The sequence below is a fragment of the Hymenobacter qilianensis genome, from assembly GCF_014638675.1.
GTDB lineage: Bacteria > Bacteroidota > Bacteroidia > Cytophagales > Hymenobacteraceae > Hymenobacter > Hymenobacter qilianensis.
This window is the reverse complement of sequence record NZ_BMFN01000001.1, coordinates 601,272-618,618: the sequence shown is the minus strand read 5'-3', so window position 1 is coordinate 618,618 and position 17,347 is coordinate 601,272. Positions and strand designations below refer to the sequence as shown.

General features: G+C 56.6%; 14 protein-coding genes, 1 tRNA gene and 1 riboswitch. Of the genes, 7 read left to right on the top strand and 8 right to left on the bottom strand.

Features of this window, described 5'->3' with window-relative positions:
- The first annotated feature begins 148 nt into the window (after window positions 1-148).
- The gene (locus tag IEW06_RS02630; RefSeq protein ID WP_187734034.1) at window positions 149-2,941 is read left to right on the top strand and encodes a PAS domain-containing sensor histidine kinase; all 2,793 of its coding nucleotides are present in this window, start codon (window positions 149-151) and stop codon (window positions 2,939-2,941) included.
- 154 nt (window positions 2,942-3,095) lie between these two features.
- Here IEW06_RS02630 and IEW06_RS02625 read toward each other — a convergent pair.
- Window positions 3,096-3,168 (bottom strand) — tRNA-Gly (locus IEW06_RS02625).
- Between the two features lie 137 nt (window positions 3,169-3,305).
- On the opposite strand from IEW06_RS02625, the gene IEW06_RS02620 reads away from it, so the two are divergent.
- The 3 genes from IEW06_RS02620 to IEW06_RS02610 all read left to right on the top strand — a co-directional run bounded on the left by IEW06_RS02620 (window position 3,306) and on the right by IEW06_RS02610 (window position 5,709).
- Entirely contained in the window at window positions 3,306-3,569 is a 264-nt protein-coding gene (locus IEW06_RS02620) for a hypothetical protein (protein ID WP_188547360.1), read from the top strand.
- Window positions 3,570-3,628: 59 nt separating this feature from the next.
- On the top strand, window positions 3,629-4,165 hold the full coding sequence (locus IEW06_RS02615) for a GNAT family N-acetyltransferase (RefSeq protein ID WP_187734035.1): 537 nt from the start codon (window positions 3,629-3,631) through the stop codon (window positions 4,163-4,165).
- A gap of 86 nt (window positions 4,166-4,251) precedes the next feature.
- Complete coding sequence (locus IEW06_RS02610) at window positions 4,252-5,709, top strand: alpha/beta hydrolase family protein (protein ID WP_187734036.1); 1,458 nt, start codon at window positions 4,252-4,254, stop codon at window positions 5,707-5,709.
- A 36-nt stretch (window positions 5,710-5,745) separates the two neighbouring features.
- Here the strand turns inward: IEW06_RS02610 and IEW06_RS02605 are convergent, their stop codons facing one another.
- From IEW06_RS02605 to IEW06_RS02595, 3 genes are all read right to left on the bottom strand, one after another.
- Window positions 5,746-8,094: a B12-binding domain-containing radical SAM protein gene (locus IEW06_RS02605; RefSeq protein WP_187734037.1), complete on the bottom strand. Its 2,349-nt coding sequence runs from the start codon at window positions 8,092-8,094 to the stop codon at window positions 5,746-5,748.
- Between the two features lie 107 nt (window positions 8,095-8,201).
- Entirely contained in the window at window positions 8,202-8,771 is a 570-nt protein-coding gene (locus tag IEW06_RS02600; RefSeq protein ID WP_187734038.1) for a helix-turn-helix domain-containing protein, read from the bottom strand.
- A gap of 395 nt (window positions 8,772-9,166) precedes the next feature.
- Entirely contained in the window at window positions 9,167-9,613 is a 447-nt protein-coding gene (locus IEW06_RS02595) for a thioredoxin family protein (protein WP_187734039.1), read from the bottom strand.
- A gap of 164 nt (window positions 9,614-9,777) precedes the next feature.
- On the opposite strand from IEW06_RS02595, the gene IEW06_RS02590 reads away from it, so the two are divergent.
- Window positions 9,778-10,080, top strand: coding sequence for a hypothetical protein (locus IEW06_RS02590; protein WP_187734040.1), 303 nt, complete (start codon window positions 9,778-9,780; stop codon window positions 10,078-10,080).
- A 75-nt stretch (window positions 10,081-10,155) separates the two neighbouring features.
- Here the strand turns inward: IEW06_RS02590 and IEW06_RS02585 are convergent, their stop codons facing one another.
- The gene (locus IEW06_RS02585) at window positions 10,156-11,244 is read right to left on the bottom strand and encodes a DUF5074 domain-containing protein (protein ID WP_187734041.1); all 1,089 of its coding nucleotides are present in this window, start codon (window positions 11,242-11,244) and stop codon (window positions 10,156-10,158) included.
- Between the two features lie 32 nt (window positions 11,245-11,276).
- Complete coding sequence (locus tag IEW06_RS02580; protein ID WP_187734042.1) at window positions 11,277-13,250, bottom strand: TonB-dependent receptor plug domain-containing protein; 1,974 nt, start codon at window positions 13,248-13,250, stop codon at window positions 11,277-11,279.
- A gap of 161 nt (window positions 13,251-13,411) precedes the next feature.
- A riboswitch (cobalamin riboswitch) is annotated at window positions 13,412-13,639 on the bottom strand.
- Between the two features lie 113 nt (window positions 13,640-13,752).
- On the opposite strand from IEW06_RS02580, the gene IEW06_RS02575 reads away from it, so the two are divergent.
- Entirely contained in the window at window positions 13,753-14,358 is a 606-nt protein-coding gene (locus tag IEW06_RS02575) for a DNA-3-methyladenine glycosylase (protein ID WP_187734043.1), read from the top strand.
- Window positions 14,359-14,489: 131 nt separating this feature from the next.
- Here the strand turns inward: IEW06_RS02575 and IEW06_RS02570 are convergent, their stop codons facing one another.
- Together IEW06_RS02570 and IEW06_RS02565 are read right to left on the bottom strand one after the other, a co-directional pair.
- A complete protein-coding gene (locus IEW06_RS02570) occupies window positions 14,490-15,707 on the bottom strand; it encodes a class I SAM-dependent methyltransferase (RefSeq protein ID WP_187734044.1) in 1,218 nt (405 codons plus the stop codon).
- A gap of 37 nt (window positions 15,708-15,744) precedes the next feature.
- Entirely contained in the window at window positions 15,745-16,335 is a 591-nt protein-coding gene (locus tag IEW06_RS02565; RefSeq protein ID WP_188547358.1) for a hypothetical protein, read from the bottom strand.
- A 156-nt stretch (window positions 16,336-16,491) separates the two neighbouring features.
- On the opposite strand from IEW06_RS02565, the gene IEW06_RS02560 reads away from it, so the two are divergent.
- Window positions 16,492-17,241 (top strand): DUF4397 domain-containing protein, encoded by a 750-nt coding sequence (locus tag IEW06_RS02560; protein WP_187734046.1) that lies wholly within the window; start codon window positions 16,492-16,494, stop codon window positions 17,239-17,241.
- Window positions 17,242-17,347 lie beyond the last annotated feature (106 nt).

The following is a 17,347-nucleotide window of genomic DNA, read 5'->3' as shown; positions in this document are numbered from 1 at the left end:
CCGGAATCCCGGTTGCCATCGCGCCCGTTGAAGCTCGACGATGGTGCTGCCCCGCGGACATTTTACAGTCTCGTTGGGCACGGTGACTACCGAAACTCTCGTAGCTTTAAGCTCTCTTCCTACCCGTCCGCTTTCCCGCGCAGAAGTTATGCCCACGACCCCAACCTCTGCTAACTCTCTTCCCCCCGCGGCTTTCAATTCCCTGGCTCCCCCAGACGATCTGCTCCGCGACCTGCTGGCTGTCTCGCTCACGGGTGTCATATTCTATACTCCCCTCTTCAATGCGGCGGGGGAAATTACTGATTTCACCTTCACCTACCTCAATCCGGCGGCCCAGCGCATGATGCGGATGCCCGAACGGCCCACCGTGACCCACAAGCAGCAGTGGCCCCAGAGTGAAGCCCATGGCACGTTTGCTTTTCACGTTGATGCCTTCGTCACCGGCGAGCCGCGCGAATACAACATCAACTACCAGGCTGACGGCTACGACAACTACTACCGCCTCGCGGCGCGGCGCTCCGGGCAAGGCCTATTGGTGAGCTTCACGGACACGGCCGATCAGCCCCGCACGCCCGTCGAAATTGCCCTACGGGAAAGCCAGGCCCGCGAGCAAGAGGCCCGCGTCCAAGCCGAACATCAGCGCAACGAGTTTCGGGACTTTATGGCCCAGGCACCCATGGCGGTGGCGGTCTACCGCGGGCCGCAGCACCGCGTGGAGATGGCCAATGCCACAACGCTGGCCATCTGGGACCGCCCGCTCGCCGACGTGCTGCACCGACCCGTGTTCGAGATCTTGCCCGAAGCGGCAGACCCCAACGTGGTGGCCATCTTTGACCGGGTGTTCAGCACCGGCACGCCCTATACTGCCCACGAGTTGCCCACGCCCATCAACCGCCACGGGCAAGTGGAGGTGGTGTACTGGAATTTCGTGTTTGAGCCCGAACGCGAGCCCGATGGTCGTATCATCGGCATTCTGTCCATCGGAACCGACGTGACCGAGCAAGTACGAGCCCGCTTGCAGGCCGAGCAGCTCAACCGGGAGCTGGAAGCTCGCGTGCAGGAACGCACCCAGCAGGTACGCGAGCAAGGCCAGCGCCTAGAACGCCTATTTATGCAGGCTCCAGCGGCCATCTGCATCCTAGGCGGAGCGGAGCTGGTCTTCGAACTGGTTAACCCCATCTATCAGCAATTCTTCCCAGAGCGCGAACTGCTGGGCAAGCCCTTGCGGGAAGCCTTGCCGGAACTGGTCGATCATGCCACGTACATCACCATGCAGCAGGTGTTCGAAACAGGCGAAACCAGCTGGCAGCAGGCTCTGCATACCCCCTTAGCGCGCATCAAAGACGGGGTGCTGGAGGATCGCTACTTTAACTACGTTCTGCAGCCCCGCTACGACGAGCAGGGTCATATTGACGGCGTACTGGTTTTTGGCTTCGACGTGACGGAGCAGGTACAGGCCCGCCGGAGCATCGAGGAAAGCCGCGAGGAGCTCAAACGGTTTAAGTTTATGGCCGACCAGGCCCGGGACCCGTTCATCCTTATTCGTGCAGACGCCACCTTTGCCTATCTCAACCGACGGGCTCTGGAAGCGTGGGGTTACACGGCCGAGGAAATGAGGGACCTGCGCGTGCCCGACATCGACCCGATTTACCAGGAGGAAGCCTTCAACCAGCTATTTGCCCGGGCGCAGCAACAGGAACATATCCCGCTATTTGAAACCCAGCACCGGCGCAAAGACGGCCACATCTATCCCGTGGAAATCAGCGCGGTCAGCTTACAGCTGGAAAACCAACCCCATCTGTTGATGGTTGCCCGCGATGTCACGGAGCAAAAGCACATCCTGTCGGCGTTGCAGGAAAGCGAGGCCCGCTTCCGCATCATGGCCGACGCCGCCCCAAATATGGTCTGGGCCGTGCACCCGGATTCATCCATTCGCTACGTCAACCGCGCCTTTCTCGACTTTGTCGGCTTGGAAAATGAGCAGCAGTACATCCGTACAGGTTGGGGGCCATACCTGCACCCCGACGAACTGGAGTTGACCCAGCACACGTTGTCGGAAGCCATCGGGCAGGGGCAGGCATACATCCTGGAGCATCGCATGCGGCACCACGACGGACAGTACCGCTGGCTGCTGGCCCAGGGCGCCCCGAGTTTCCTGGCAAATGGGGAACTCTACGGCTACGTGGGCTCAGCCATCGACATCACCGACCTCAAGCAGGCCAACGAGCAGCTGCGGCGCACGAACGTGGACTTAGATAACTTCATTTATGCGGCCTCCCATGATCTAAAAGCGCCCATTTCCAACATCGAGGGCTTGCTACAGCTGCTGCGCGCCGACCTGCCGCCCGACGTGGCTCAGGGGGCATATGTCGAACCGACGCTGGCGCTGATGGGCGAGTCGGTGGAACGCTTCAAGCGTACTATCGAGCACCTGACCGAGGTCAGCAAGCTGCAAAAAGAACACGCACCCGCCACGACGGCGGTTGACTTAGCGGTGATCGTGGAGGATGTGCGCCAAGACTTGGCTCCCCTTATCCAAGCAAGTGGGGCCCGCTTACGGGTGGAAGTAACCGATTTTCCGCCGGTGCTCTTCCCCGAGAAGAATCTACGTTCGGTCGTTTACAACCTCCTGAGCAACGCCATCAAATACAGATCTCCGGATCGTACGCCCCACATCGACGTACGGGCCCACGTCCGTACGGGCTTCACGGTGCTGGAGGTGCACGACAACGGTTTGGGCATTGCGGCCACCCACCTACCCAAGCTCTTTACGATGTTCCAGCGCTTCCACGACCACGTGGAGGGCTCGGGCATCGGGCTGTACATGGTCAAAAAGATGGTGGAGAATGCCGACGGCCGCGTCGAGGTGCACAGCCAGGCCGGCGCGGGCACAACCTTTTTCATTCATCTGCCCCATGCTGCCATGCCCGTCGGCACGTGACCCATTCTCAGCCTCCCTAACCGACGCTTTCAACCAGTTATTCACCGTGATAGAAACCAGGTGTTCACTGTCAGGAGAAAAGAGTGAGTGTGCTTCCCTAATCACCAAATAAAAAAGCCCCCCAGCAGCGCTACTGGGGGCTTTTTTGTGAATGAGCGAGAAACGAGGTTCGAACTCGCGACCCTCAGCTTGGGAAGCTGATGCTCTACCAACTGAGCTACTCTCGCGGGGGATTGGTAGAACAAAAATACGTTGCATAAATCAATTTGCAACTACCGCGCGTATCGGGTAGGGAAGGTGATGCGTTAGGGCAGTGCCTGTGTTCCTGAATTGCTCTTAGGGGGCTTTTTTTGGTCGTTTATCTTTGAATGCATCCGCTATGGCTGATTTGCCGGCTAACCGTTCGCGTAGCTATTTGTATTTGATAGCAGGAGTCACGCTGTTTGTGCTTCAGCTTATCCGTCTGCCGGGCCATTATGCTGCTTGGCAGAGTGGAACCGTGGATGCATTTCGCCTCACGATGAGCGTGATAGCCTTGGTAGTGGCGGTGCTCATGATCCGTTTTGGCTGGCGAATGCGGCGTGATGGCAAGGCTTCCGACGAGCCTGGCGACCATTCCATTTCCTGATTTAGTAGCTGCTGCCTGCTTACGGTGTAGCTTTGCACCGTCTTTACTCCTGGCTTACTATGTCTTCTCCGCTCCGCATTACAGTGGCCAAACGTACCGCTCCGGTGGCTGCTCAACTAGCTGAATTAGGGCGCCAAACCTTCCAGGCTACTTTCGCCGCCGACAATCGGCCGGAGGACATGGCCGCTTACATAGCCGAAAACTTTACTGCGGAAAAGCAACTGATGGAGCTGCAAAATCCGCAGACCACGTTTCTGCTGGCCCATATGCAGCAGGAGCTGGTGGGGTACACCAAGTTAGCGCTCAACTCCGTTTTGGGTCTTGAAGAAGGAAAGCCAGCAACAGGTCGTCTGGAAATTGAGCGTTTGTATGTGCGCGAAGATTGGCTTGGCACCGGACTAGGGGCTACGCTCATGCGTCGGGCGATAGAAGAAGCGCGAACGCACAACTGCCGCACCATCGTACTGGGTGTGTGGGAGCATAACCGCCGGGCAGTGGAGTTCTACAAGCGGTTTGGTTTCAAGGAGATAGGCCGCCACGCTTTCCAGTTGGGGGATGACGTGCAAAACGATTTGATTCTGCGCAAAGGGTTATAAAAGCCCCCCAGACTGCTTGGCTGTGCCCGTGATCTAAGTGGTCATTTACCATACTTGCTCAGCAGTTCAATAAGCCAGTAGACAAAGTGCAAGTGCGTCTTCCGCGCCAACTGCGTTACTTTGTCGTATTGCTCACCAACCCTTCTGCTGTGCGAAAAGACCGGCGCGCCACCTCTTTGTATTCTGTTTCATCGGCTAAGCTGAGCCATTGGTGGCTGCCATTTCTGCTGGTTTCTCTACTCAGTGGCTGCTCTACCGATGGGCGTGAAGCGGCGAGTCTGCCGCCACCTACCGGGCATTTTGAGGGCCCAATTACCTACCAAGGCACCGAGCTGCGCGCTATGCTTGATTTGCGGGAAGTAAAGCCGGGCCAGCTGCAAGGCGAGGTGCGCCTGGCTGATCGTCAGAACTTAAGCTTACCTGCCCAGCAGATAACTTATCAGCATCCGCGCCTCACGGTACGCTGGGCCACGGGCGCAACCTCTGATTTTACAATCAATCTGACGCGGGAAGGCGATTTTCTGAAAGGGAAATTTACGGCTGACAGCACGGCGGCTGAAATCCTGATGGTGCGCCGCGGAGATGCCGAGCCGTTGCCTTATCTCGAACAGCCGTTGCGCGTGCGCAGTGGCGGAAGGATGTTGCCGGCTATTGTTCTGCTGCCCGATGATACGCTACAGGTGCATCCGGCCGTGGTGCTCCTGCAAAATGCCCCCCAGCGCATGCCGCTGGCTATGCACATTCTTACTGATCTGTTGGCGCGGCGCGGCGTGGTCGTTATGCTGGTAGCTGGCCGCCCGGCTGCGGCTGCCACGGGTGTTAGTCCTGATTCATTGGCCGCAGATGTGTTGGCGGCTGCCCGGGCACTGAAGCGCGTTGCGGGCGTCGATACCACGCAGATTGGCTTGGTCGGCAGCGGCAGTGGCGCTACGGCGCTAGCCATGGCAACCAGCCGAGATGATAAGGAGAACAGCTTAATAAAATACGTGGTGGCGCTTGGCGCGCCCGGAACTTCCAACGCGGCCAAAGAGGCCGAAGAGATTGACCGTAAGCTTCGGCAGCAGGATGCCAGCGTGGCCGACCGCCGACTAGTCGCGCTGGCCCGCACCCAGCTGGAGCAGTATGTACGCCGCGAAGGACGAGGTGATACGACGAAGCTGCACCGCAATCTGCGCAAAATTGCCCCCCAGCCGTGGGCTGCCACTACCGGCCTGCCCACTTGGGTACCGGGCAAAGATGAATTGACACAGCCTAAGTGGCAGGAGTTGGTTTTCGACCCGAGAGCAGTTTGGGAGCAGGTGCGCGTACCGGTGTTGCTCCTGTATGGCGGGGCCGATACGACCCTCAACGTGCAAGCCAGTGCCAACCGACTACGAGGAAATGCGGGTCGCCGTCGGGGCTCGGTGGTGCGGGTATACGCTGGCGCCGATCAGCAGCTGTTGCTACCAGCCGGAACTCAGAATGGTAAATGGCAATGGCCGCGCCCGGTGCCCGGCTACGTGGACGACCTCACCGCTTGGCTGCGCGAGCGGCTGGAGCGCTAATAAAGGCGTGGGGGGCAATTTTAGACTTATACGCCCTTAAAACAGCAGCAAACCTTTTTCCCGGAGCTTCAGCCAAGTGCCTGAACTCAGGAAACGCTCGAAGGAAAGGCCCGACTCGGCTACTGGGAAACTGCTGGCCGCCTCTTTTAGCAGCACTTTTGTGTCGTAGTCGGTGGTGAGCTGGGTAAGCAGGGTTTGCAGCCATTGGCCAATGGCGGGCGTCGTCTTTATTTCGAAGTCCTCGGCTTGCTCGTAAAAAGTTAATACGGCCTGGGGGGCTTTTTTACCTGATTCCAGCCGAAGTTCCGGAGCGTTACCGAGCCAGAACAAGCGCAGATTCTGCTTGGCAAAATCTGGTTTGGGTGCTTCCTGCACGGCCTGCTGAATCAGGTGGCGCGGTAGCGTAGGGCGCGGTACTTTGAAGTCGAACCAGAAGGAGAGCGGTTCCGCCAGATTCACCCCGTGCAGATAATTGTAGAGCGCTTTCGCCAAGCCGGGCCCAAACTGCTCGTGGTCGGCGCCGGTGGGGTCGTCGTGCCAAAGGTCATTCCAGGCAAAGTCGCCGGGCTCCGGACCAATGGGCACCACTTTGTACTTCGCCGGATTCTTCCCCACGGGGCTATGCGCCGTCATGGAAAAGCGGTGCCAGTAGCCCGATTGAATGACACCCGCCGCAAATAGCTGGCGCACTACTTCCAGCGAATCAATTGTTTCCTGAGCGGTTTGGGTCGGGAAACCATACATCAGATAGGCGTGCACCATGATGCCCGCCTGCGTAAATCCATCGGTCACTCGGGCTACCTGGGCAATGGTTACGCCTTTTTCCATCAGCGCCAGCAGCCTATCAGACGCTACTTCCAGGCCACCCGATACGGCAATGCAGCCCGAGGCCGCCAGCAAGCGGCACAGGTCCGGAGTGAAGGTTTTCTCGAATCGAATATTGCCCCACCAGGTAATGTTGGTCCGACGCTTCAGCAACTCCACCGCCAGATCGCGCAGGGCTAAGGGCGGTGCGGCTTCATCCACGAAGTGAAAACCAGTTTGGCCGGTTTGCCGCACAATCTGCTCTATGCGGTCGGCGAGTAGAGCGGCGGGGGCGGTTTCGTACCGGGAAATGTAGTCGAGCGTGACGTCGCAGAAAGAGCAGCGCTTCCAGTAGCAGCCATGTGCAACAGTGAGCTTATTCCAGCGGCCATCGCTCCACAGCCGATGCATGGGGTTCAGCACCTCTATCACCGACAGGTACTCACTCAGCGGCAAGTCGCTGTAGTCAGGCGTTCCTACTTCGTGGTGCGGGATATTCGGAGCTTCGGTGTTATTACAGTATTCTACCTCACCTGCTTCATTGCGCAGGAAGGTGCGTTGAAAAGAATTTTTGTTTGAAGGACGGACATGCTGAGCAACGCAAAGTATCTCGCGTGCTGATGTGAGAGTAGTAGTTCCACTTAACACGCGAGATGCTTCGCTCTGCTCAGCATGACGGTCAATATGCTCTTGCTCGATATACTCCAGCAGCCGTAGCCACGGACCTTCGCCATCGTCGAGCGTGAGATAGTCGATGTAATCGAAGAAACGCGGCTCCTTTATCTGACGTAGCTCGGTGTTGGGGTAGCCGCCGCCCATAAGCGTTTTGGCGTTCGGCCGTAGCTCTTTTAGGCGCCCAGCCAAGCGTAGCGCTCCATATAGATTGCCCGGAAACGGCACCGTGAAACCAACTACATCGGGCTCCGTGCGGGCTACAAGGTCATCAAACGATTCCAGCAGCAGCTGATCCAACAGGTTGGGCGGAGCTTGCAGCGCCTCATACAGCGGCTCGAAGCTGGTGGCCGACATAGCCAGTTTTTCGGCGTAGCGCGAAAAGCCAAACTGCGGCCCTACCGTCTCTTTTATTAAGTCAGCGAGGTCTTCCATATAAAGCGTGGCCAAGTGGCGCGCCTGATCGGTGAGGCCCATGGTGCCAAAGGCCGTATCAAGGTCGGCTACGTTGTCGAAGCGAGAGGCTTCGGGCAGAAACCGACCGTGACAGATGCGCGGGGCCAGCGTGTTGTCCTTGTTCTGCAAAAACCGAATAACCGGCTCAATGGTAGCCAGATAGCTGTGTTGCAGCCGCACCATCCGGCGGGCATTATCCGAAAGCTCAAAGCTGCCAGCTTCGATAGCCGAAAATACACGCCGTAGCCCGGCCTGCGAAAAAAGCTTCAGTACCAGCTCCAGGCCTAAATCGGCCTGCGTGCTGGCGTAACCGCGTGCGCTCAGAAAGCCTTTCAGGTAAGCAGTAGCCGGATATGGCGTGTTGAGCTGGGTAAGCGGCGGGGTTACGAGAAGAATACGAAGGCTGGTCACGACGGCAGAACAACGGAAAAGGGCATAAAGATACCGAACCATGACAGCGCGCGAATCCGTTCCGTCATGTTATCCTTGTTTTGCGCGAATTACTGGGCTTCGGACCGCTGAACGCGGACGCTGGGGGGCAAAAAAGCCCCCCAGCCTTCCTATAATTCGTCCAGTGACATACGCTTCGGCATCAGGTCGCGGCGGAATTCGCTGACAGAGCGGCCCGTTACCTGCCGAAACTGATTGCTCAGATGCTGACCGCTGCTGTAGCGCATGTGGTCAGCTATTTCGCTGAGCGTCAGCTCGCCGTAACTCAACATCTCCTTGACGCGCTCAATTTTGAGGCGAATCAGGTACTTCTCAATGGTGAGGTTGGCGGTGCGCGAAAAAACTTTGCTTAAGTGCGAATACGTAGCCGAAAACCGGTCGGTGAGGAAAGCCGACGTGGTGAGCGGCATGCGCGCGGTGCGCAGGTGCTCCAGATATTCAGCTAAGGACGTTTTTATTTGCTCGGTAAGCTGCTCGGCACGACCCGTCAGCACGTCGAAGCCAGCTTCGCGCAGCAGAGGCGCTACCGCAGCAGGGTCGACGGGGGTGGTGTGCTTCAGCTGGGCATGGCCCAATTTGACTTCAGTAGGTTGATACCCAGCCTGTTCGAGGACGTGGTGCACGGCTTCAATGCAACGTGGGCAAACCATGTTTTTAATGTAGAGCAGCGTAGTTTTCACGGGCGAGGTTTTGGTTTTTGGTCTGAACGCGGGGCCGAACGAGCCGGCTTCCGCGAAGGTGAGTTAGGAACTGCAACAGAACGCGCACGCTGATCGGATTTAGGCTGATTTACTGCCCAACCCGGACCGAACCAGTTAGCTGCTGCCCAATTAATGAAGGGGACAACACCTAAAAAGGTAACGGCTAAGAGCCAGAAAAATAAAAAAAACGCGCCAAACACACGGACCAACAATTCATTTTGTACACCGAATACGTAGACAACCAGCAAAACGGCGAGTAATAGACTTATCCCGGCTATTATGCCCGTACGGCGCAATAAGGGGCGATAAGTGACTAGTACAGAGCGACTGGCGGGCATTGCAAAAGTGTAAGCAGAACGACAAAGATATTGTTTCTAGAACTTTTGAGCTTTCCACGCGGCTACCCAGCCCGGTAGCTCGTGTTGTAAGGGTTGTTCCTGGTCGTTATCAGACCAGGTATCTGTTTGCTTGACAAGCTGCGTGACAGGCAAGCCAAATCTGGCTTGCAAACGGTAAAATAAAGTCTCGGCAGATGCGGGGCATGAGCCCCAGGTACCTAATTCGGTAAATGTAGCATCCGGACAAATATGCCCGGGGATGCTGTTTTTGCCATCGGACTGATAGGCAGCCCTCAAGATAGGATATTCCGAACGAAAAAGGACAGACTGGTCAGTGCGCCCCTCAGATTCCTCAACTGAATAAGCAAATACTGGCAACTGCTCGGGCCCGGATGTGCGGTGCTCGCTGGCCAGTTGCCTTGCTGAGGCCCTGAGCGCAGAAGAGCGACGCGCAGCAGTGAGTGGGGCCGAGGAAATGAGCATAAGCGAAGGGTTGAGGTTCGGTTTGCGAATTCTAATGTACATACATCCATTTAATTTTTCTAGTTCGACTTGGTATCGTAGGCGTCGAAAACCAACTACCACCCCAAACTACCGTATCATAGCCTAACCCCTTTTATTGCCTTGTATATCCTTGCACCCAACTCATGAAAACTTCCTTTTTGTCTCGAATTTTGCTCCTGGGGGGCATTTTTGCTGTTTCGCTCACCGGTTGCAGCACCGGCACTGACCCAGGCGAAACCAACGTAGAAAGCGGCTCCGCGAAGGAGCAGGTAAACGAAAATAAGTCGGATGCCAACGACCCGGACGATAAGCTTTACACGACTTCCGATGCTGCCACCAACGGCGCCACGGCCGACACCTCAACCGTAAAAACCGGCAAGCAGGTGTATGACGAAGCTGATGACCGCCGCGACGAAAACGTAGACGGCAAGGCCGGCCCTCAGTAACTGACAAAGCACAGAAAAGCCCCCCAGACCATCGTCTGGGGGGCTTTTCTGTGTCTGAGAGCTGGATTTTACTATTTAATAAAACACAAAGCTGTTCGGACCGATGTTTACGCCAAATGAATCGATGGCCGCGCCCGTGGGTTGGTAGCGGATAACCTTACCGGTAGTCGTGAAAGGAGCAATAGACCCGTAAATCGTGTTGTCCTGCGGATCAATGCCTAAGCCGTAGAAGTTACGTCGCACAAGAGGCGTAGCCGGTAGCATTGTGGCGCTTGCGCTAAGCTGATATACGGCGCTCTTATAACTATAATATAGCTGGTCCTTGGCCCCATTAATAACCAGATTGCTGGGGCCGCCACTGGCGAACGGAAGTACAGTTTGATTGGTGGGGCTGCCTGGGGCAAAGCGAACCAAGCTGCCGTTAGTTGAAGAAAGCACCGCAAACGTGACTGGATCGTAGCGAGTGATGCCACCACAGCCTACCCAGATATTGCCGTTCTTATCCTGCGCCAAACTGCTGGGTCCATCTTGCACCTGAACGGTGGCTTCTACCGCATCGGAAGTAGGATTGATAATGCTGATGGTGTTTTCATCCGAGTTTGCGACGTACAATCGGCCATTAGCTAGCAGCAGCTGCTCGGGCTGTCGGCCCACTGCAATAGACTTGGTTACGGTATTCGTGCGCAGATCTATAACTGCCACTCGGCCTGGCTTGCCCCGTTCAATCCACTCAGACAGGTAAGCTTTTGACGAGCTTACGGCCGCTAAATAGCGCGGCTGCTGCAACCGGTCGATGGTGGCTACCTGTTTAAAGTCGGCCATCGATACTACTTCTACCTTGCCGGTGGCATTCACCACAATGTAGCCCTGGTCGCCAACTACTGTCATCGACTGCACCACATCGCCCAGAATACGGCCATTTACCTTGGTAAACAAGTTGTTATCGACAACAGCCCTCGACGTTTTGCTGAATAAGCTGATAGCGCCATTGGGCGTATTAAACTGGCCCTCGTTTACGACATACACGTTGGAGCCAGTGCCGGCAGGCGCGGGCGGGCCAGTTAGCGGACCATCACTTTCCGGGTCGCAGCCAAATAGAGTAAGTGCGCCGATACCCGTGAGCAGGGTGCGCGTTAGAAAAGAAGAAAAATGTAGTTGGAACATATAATAAGGAGTAAAAAAGAAAGGAAGCTTGATTAGCGCCACGTGAGGCGTAGGCTGAGCGCGGCATTGCGGGGTGGCATGGCCCGGTAGGCGTACACTTGGTAGTCGCGGTTGGTGAGGTTGAAGCCTTGGGCCAGCACCGTCAGCGCCCAGGTAGGCGCAATAGCCACCGTCCGGCCCAGGCTGGCGTTTAGCAGGGTGTAAGACGGCAGAAAATCGACGGCAGAAGCGTCGGTGTAGCGGTAGCCGGTGAAGGTGAGCCCCGTGGTAAGCTGCCACTTGTGCCAGCTGTGGTCGGTGGTGAAGGCAAACGAATGCAGCGGCACATAAGGAAGCTGCCGCCCCGCTGGGTCAGGATCTTCCGCCCGGCCCTGCACCTTTTCCGACTGCGTGAAGCCGTACGCTGCCCGAGCCGTGAGCAAATAAGCCCCCCAGTGCCCGGTGAACTGCGAGCTGGCTTCTACGCCACGAGCGCGCACCTGGCGCAGGTTGCGCGGCGTGTAATCCCCTTGAGTGTTGGGCAGCCATTGTACCCAGTCGTCTACTAACTGGTGATAGGCTGTTAGCTCCGTTTGCAGATTCCAGGGGGCATTTTTGGTGAACTGATGCCGCAAGCCAGCTTCGTAGCCAAGGCCGTTTTCGGGGCGAAGGTTGGGGTCGCCGGTACGCCAGAAACGCTCGTTTAAAGTAGGCGCGCGGTAGCTGCGCGAGGCACTCACCTTTAGCGAAAGCTGCTGAGCCGGCGTTTGCCAAAACTGCCACTCGGCCCCAACCGTGGGAGCGAGCGGTGGCCGCCTACCTGAGATGAACGCCTGCCGTAGGTTGGCCGTGAGCTGCAAGCGAGGCACAGGATCGAAGCGAAGCAGCCCAAAGCCTGAAAACCGGTTTTCGGACACTGCCCGTCCGTAGCCATCTACTTCGGCCGCGAAGTGTTGGGCCTCGCCGCCTAAGCGCAGACTGGCTTTGGGATTGAAAGTGAACGTGTGCTCGGCTTGTGCCTGCGTGGTTCGGACCCGCGAATTACTCGTCAGGTCGTCGTTTTGGTAATCAATAACATCTTCAAACCACGCCACCCGCACCGCCGACTCATGGTGCCCGGAAGCTACGTGGCGGTAGCCAGCCAGCAGGCGGCGGCTTTGGTCGCGCTCCTGAGCGTGGTTGTTGCCCGAGCCAATGGCAGGCTGAAGCTGGCGGTCGGCATCGGTAAGCCAGATGGCCGCTGTAAGCTCGGCACGCTCACCTATGCGTAGGGTTGCGTCCTGGCTCAGGCTCCACTGGCGCACTGCGGCATTCTGCTGCCGCCGCTGCACCAAGCCCGTTATTTCGGGTGAGTTATAGGGAAAATCGTTGCGGGCTTCGCGGTAGGATGCCGCCGTACGCACGGCCACTTTCTGGTTGCTGAAGCGACCTTCCAAGCTGCCTGCGCCCAAGCCATACTGGCCCGCATCGAGTTGGGCGCTTATCTGGGTGCCTGATCCCCATCGGATAGGCGAGGAAAGCAGTACGGTACCGCCCACGGCGCCGGTGCCATAGGTGGCACCGGCCGGACCGTGCTGCACATCTATGCGTGTATTGGCCCCGGCAGGCAAAAGGGCAAAATCAGCTTCTCCAAGGGACGGTAGGTTGATGTTGAAGCCATTCCACAGCACCGCCGTGTGCCGGGCCGACGTACCCCGAATGGTAATGGAAGAAAGCTGCCCAGGCCCGTAGTTCTTGATATACAACGGCGTGCGCGCCGCCAATACATCCGTAAGCGTGCCCGTGCGGTATTGGCTTAAGGCCAGCGAATCGAGGGTGGTAAGGCGGCTGCCTACCGCAAACCGGCCGGGGCGCGCGGCTTGCACCCGCACATCAGGCAGCAGCTGGACGGCAGAAAGCTGGCTGGAATCGGGAGGGGAAGCTACATTGGCGTTTGACTGAGCCTGGCAGGGAAATGCACTCAAAAAGCCCCCCAGCAATCCAACGGCCGTTAGCAGCCAGCGCCGCCAAAATCTTTGTGTACTCATGATCCGAACTAAATTTTCGGTTTAGGAAAATTCAGTTCAAAACCCCGCAAAAGCCCTCCTGAAGCAGGAAAACTACCGCGAAGCCGAGGCCGAAAACAGGTGAAACCGGCCGCACAAAGCAGCCACTGCATTCGTTCTCCGCCTTTCCTCCGAAAGCGCTGAACATTAAACTTGTACAGGCAGGTCTCCTGGCTTGCTTCGAGTGGTGCCGCCTTCCCATTTCTCAAACTTCTGATGGATCAGAAGCTTTCAACGAAACAGTGGCCGGGGGATTGGCCCACCCTCCAATGAAGCGTACAGTTGCGGGGACAGCTCCCGATTTGAACGGGATTCCCTTTTCAGCCGCGCCCCACAATCGGGGTCTGGCCACCTATAACGGGCGCAAAGATAGCGGCATTCGCTTCACTACAACACCTGACCGGCCAACTGAGCAGCGGGCAAAGCAAATACAAACTCGTCTGTAGCCGTATAGAAGTCGTAAAATGACCTTTTAGCATAGATAATGGCTACCAAATTGCCCCCCAGCTTCTACCGTCGCCCCGATCCTGTGCAGATTGCCCGCGAGCTGCTCGGTAAGCACGTGTTTTCGAACCTGAATGGTGAGCTAACGGGTGGCCGCATCGTAGAAGCCGAAGCGTATTCCCACGTCGGCGACCACTCACTTACAATGCATATTAAGCGGCGCGGAGCCCACGCTCAAGCTTTACGGGAGCCGGGTGGCCGCGCTTATCTCTACCAAGTGTATCAGCGCCATACCCTGTTCAACATCAGCACCAACGAAGCCCATAAACCCGATACCGTGCTCATTCGGGCCATTGAGCCATTACAAGGGGTAGAAATAATGCTGCAGCGACGCGGCCAGACAACCGTCTCGCCTAAGCTGACGGCTGGTCCGGGCTTGCTTACGCAGGCCTTAAACATTACGCCCGCCCTCACCGGCACCGACTTGCAGGGCGATGTGCTTTGGCTGGAAGATCATGGCGAAATAATCTCCGACGACCAAGTAAGGCGCAGCCCACGCGTAGGCCTGGCTTATGCCGGCTACGAAGCAGCCAACCTGCCCTGGCGCTTTCGCATTATTGGCAGCCCTTGGGTAAGCAAAGCCTGACTACGGCTAAGTCGTCCGGCTTTGAATAAGTAGGTTTCTTCTGGTTTACTGATATAAAAAAGCTCCCCAGAATTATTCTGGGGGGCTTTTTTATATCAGTAAATAACTTTGGAGCAGATCATAAAAGTTGATCATTCTGCCCAGTCAGAAAAGTCTGCGGTTTGGCTTTTCTCGCACACCAGCACCATCAGGCGGCCACGCAGGTCGGTGGTAGCAAACAAGTAAGTGTCGCCGCCCTCCCGAATCCCGGTGCGCAGACGAAACTCGGCTACGGAGTCAGGGAAATTGCGCGTCGTAACATGGGCGCGGGCCTCAGGACCAAGGTGGGGGAGGAGGGCGTCGCGGTCGTAGCGCTCAGTGGCCCGGATGCGAAAAATACGGCCTGGAAAGTCAGGGCGAAGCGTGTCGGCGGTATATAAGTGGCTGTGCTGGTGAAGCTTCAACAGCTCAAAGGCAGTACCTATACTTTTGAAGCCGCCCGCTTTGAGAACCGCCACGTTAGGCTCGTACAAATACTGTTGGGGCTCAGCGTAGCGCGGTATGGCGCGTGCCTCGCGGGCCCTGTTTAGCCGAAACTCCTGCTGCTGCCCATTCCGTAACAAGTTGACCGTAAAGCGCTCCGGATCTACGGCAGCCTCTGGTCCGAGCTCATATAACACTTCTTTACACTCATTGTCAACGGCTACCACCCACAGGCGACGAACCTGGCGCAACTCACTAAGAGCCTGCTCAATATCGAGCATAGGCGACGTTTTGAGCAGCACCCGCCGGCTTTTATGCAGTAGCAAAGGCAGCAGGCGAAGTACATCCGGCTCGCAATCATGGAGGCGGAATATCTTGCGGGCAGCCGTGTCGCGCCGGGCCGGATCGAGGTAAATCCAGTCAAACGTATCGGGCGTGTTCTTCAGGAAATTTACAGCGTCGCTGGCATGGCACTGCACATTGTGAACCCCCAATTGTGCCAGATTATACTCTACAACGGCTACTAATTTGGGGTCGCGCTCTACGTAATGAACCTCCGGTATGCGGTTGGCAAAATACGTAGTATCAACGCCAAAGCCACCAGTCAGGTCGGCTAGGCGCTGTCCGCTCACCAAGCTTGCTTTAAAAGCCGCCGCGCGGGCCGAAGAAGCCTGCTCGACAGACACTGCGCTGGGAAAAATCAGATCGGGGTTATCGGCCCAGGCCGGAATTTTGGTGCGGGCCTTCTGGCGCGCCTGAATCTGGCGTACCAGATCGGGTACCGGCAGGCCCGGAAAGCGTCGGGCCTGGAGGGCAAGTTGGGCGGGGTCGTGGTGTAGGTGGTCGGCAACGTACTGCCGGGCCGCGTCGGGCAGCGGAAAGTCCATAGCTATGCTTACGCAAAAACGGGCTCTTCAGCGCAACCTAATGCAAATTCCAGCGCAAAGCGAGCTGAGGTTGGCCTGTTGGAGCAGCCGTAAGGCCTACAGCAGTGGGAGCTACACGCTGGAAAAGGCTACCGCGAGCCGCAGGCCAGCTGGCGTTGTGGGCTTCTACTGCCCGTTGGAAATGGGTATTTGTGTTACGGCTGATGAATACGTTAGCCAGCAAGCTAGCCGCCGCTACACCTATAGCAACTTTTTGCGGGTTGCTGAAGTAGCGCTGCTCACCTTCGTCCGCCAGCACCTGCTGGCCATAGAAACCTAAGGCACCCACAAAGGTCAGGCGCTCCGCCAAAAACAGCCATTTCTGCCGACGGTAGCTGTTTAAGTGCTCCAACGCCTGAGTATTGCCGGCCAAATAAGGACGCAAACGCTGTCCGAAAAAACCGGCATTCTGATACTCATTAGTGCCCTGGGGGGCAAAATAGAAGTTCTTTTGGGAGCCATTCAGACCCCGGCCTTGGTCCTCAGGACTGAGGCGCAAAATGGTGGGGGTTTGCTGAGCCTGGGCAACACTAAAAGTTAGTAAGAAGCAGAGCAATAAGGCAATAGGGTGGAAGTGGCGCAGATTCATAAGAGCAGTATGAGGCAATAGATAGGTAAAGGTAAGGGACTACAGGGCGGCGGAATTAGTTCAGTAAGAACAGAAACTTTCAGCTAACAACTCAACAAAAGGGCCAAGACCTACGTTCTGAGGCCAGTTTACTTAGGTTCCACATTTAATTTGCTTATGATAACTCTCGCAACTGCTTTTCGCCGTTACCTCCTGCTGGCTACACTGCCTGCCGCCGCGCTAGCCTTCTCCGGCTGCGGCGACGATGATGATGATAATGCCGGCAACGGCCGGTTAATGGCCATTCATGCCGCTGCGGCTGCCAGTGTGCCAGTAAAAATTGTTGCTGACAACGCCGAGATTGGCCAGCTTGAATATGGCCGAAACAGCACCTACGCCAACGTGAGCGCTGGTGCCCGGACGCTGAAAATCAACGATGTCAGTTCTAATCAAACCTTAGTGAGCCAAGCGGGTACTATCGAGCGGGATAAAAACTATTCGCTCTTTGCTTATTCACCTGCTGCTACCATCGGATCGGCCGCGCTGTTACTGGTCTCCGATGATTTGACTGCTCCGGCTGCTAATAAGGCGAAAATCCGGTTGGTGCATCTGGGGTTAAGTGCCCCCAATCTCGTTGATTTATCGCTGGCTGGTCCTATTAGCCGCACTGGTGTTGTACTTAATGTTGCTTTCGGTACGGCTTCTCCCTTCATAGAAATAGAGCCGGGCTCTTATAACTTTGGCGTTTCTTCGGGAACGGGAGCTACGGCTACAACGGAAGTTTCTGTGGGTGATGGATCAGGCTCGGGTACAGGTACCAAAACGTACACGGCAGGTAAGATTTATACCGTGGTAGTTCGTGGTATTAAGAGTGCCAGCGTAGCCTCAGCTCAGCAGCTCAGAGCAACAGTAATTGAGAATAACTAGCTCAGCAGCAGTTAGCAATTAGCTATAAAAGAACCTGTTCCTGGTTGGGGCAGGTTCTTTGTTTTTTACCTCCGACTAACAATTTGATTACCTTTGTAGTTGAATA

Coding starts and splice junctions, on each gene's coding strand:
- IEW06_RS02630 (WP_187734034.1), top strand. CDS start 149: ATGCCCACGACCCCAACCTCTGCTAACTCTCTTCCCCCCGCGGCTTTC.
- IEW06_RS02615 (WP_187734035.1), top strand. CDS start 3,629: ATGTCTTCTCCGCTCCGCATTACAGTGGCCAAACGTACCGCTCCGGTG.
- IEW06_RS02605 (WP_187734037.1), bottom strand. CDS start 8,094: ATGGTTCGGTATCTTTATGCCCTTTTCCGTTGTTCTGCCGTCGTGACC.
- IEW06_RS02595 (WP_187734039.1), bottom strand. CDS start 9,613: ATGCTCATTTCCTCGGCCCCACTCACTGCTGCGCGTCGCTCTTCTGCG.
- IEW06_RS02590 (WP_187734040.1), top strand. CDS start 9,778: ATGAAAACTTCCTTTTTGTCTCGAATTTTGCTCCTGGGGGGCATTTTT.
- IEW06_RS02585 (WP_187734041.1), bottom strand. CDS start 11,244: ATGTTCCAACTACATTTTTCTTCTTTTCTAACGCGCACCCTGCTCACG.
- IEW06_RS02580 (WP_187734042.1), bottom strand. CDS start 13,250: ATGAGTACACAAAGATTTTGGCGGCGCTGGCTGCTAACGGCCGTTGGA.
- IEW06_RS02575 (WP_187734043.1), top strand. CDS start 13,753: ATGGCTACCAAATTGCCCCCCAGCTTCTACCGTCGCCCCGATCCTGTG.
- IEW06_RS02570 (WP_187734044.1), bottom strand. CDS start 15,707: ATGGACTTTCCGCTGCCCGACGCGGCCCGGCAGTACGTTGCCGACCAC.
- IEW06_RS02565 (WP_188547358.1), bottom strand. CDS start 16,335: ATGAATCTGCGCCACTTCCACCCTATTGCCTTATTGCTCTGCTTCTTA.
- IEW06_RS02560 (WP_187734046.1), top strand. CDS start 16,492: ATGATAACTCTCGCAACTGCTTTTCGCCGTTACCTCCTGCTGGCTACA.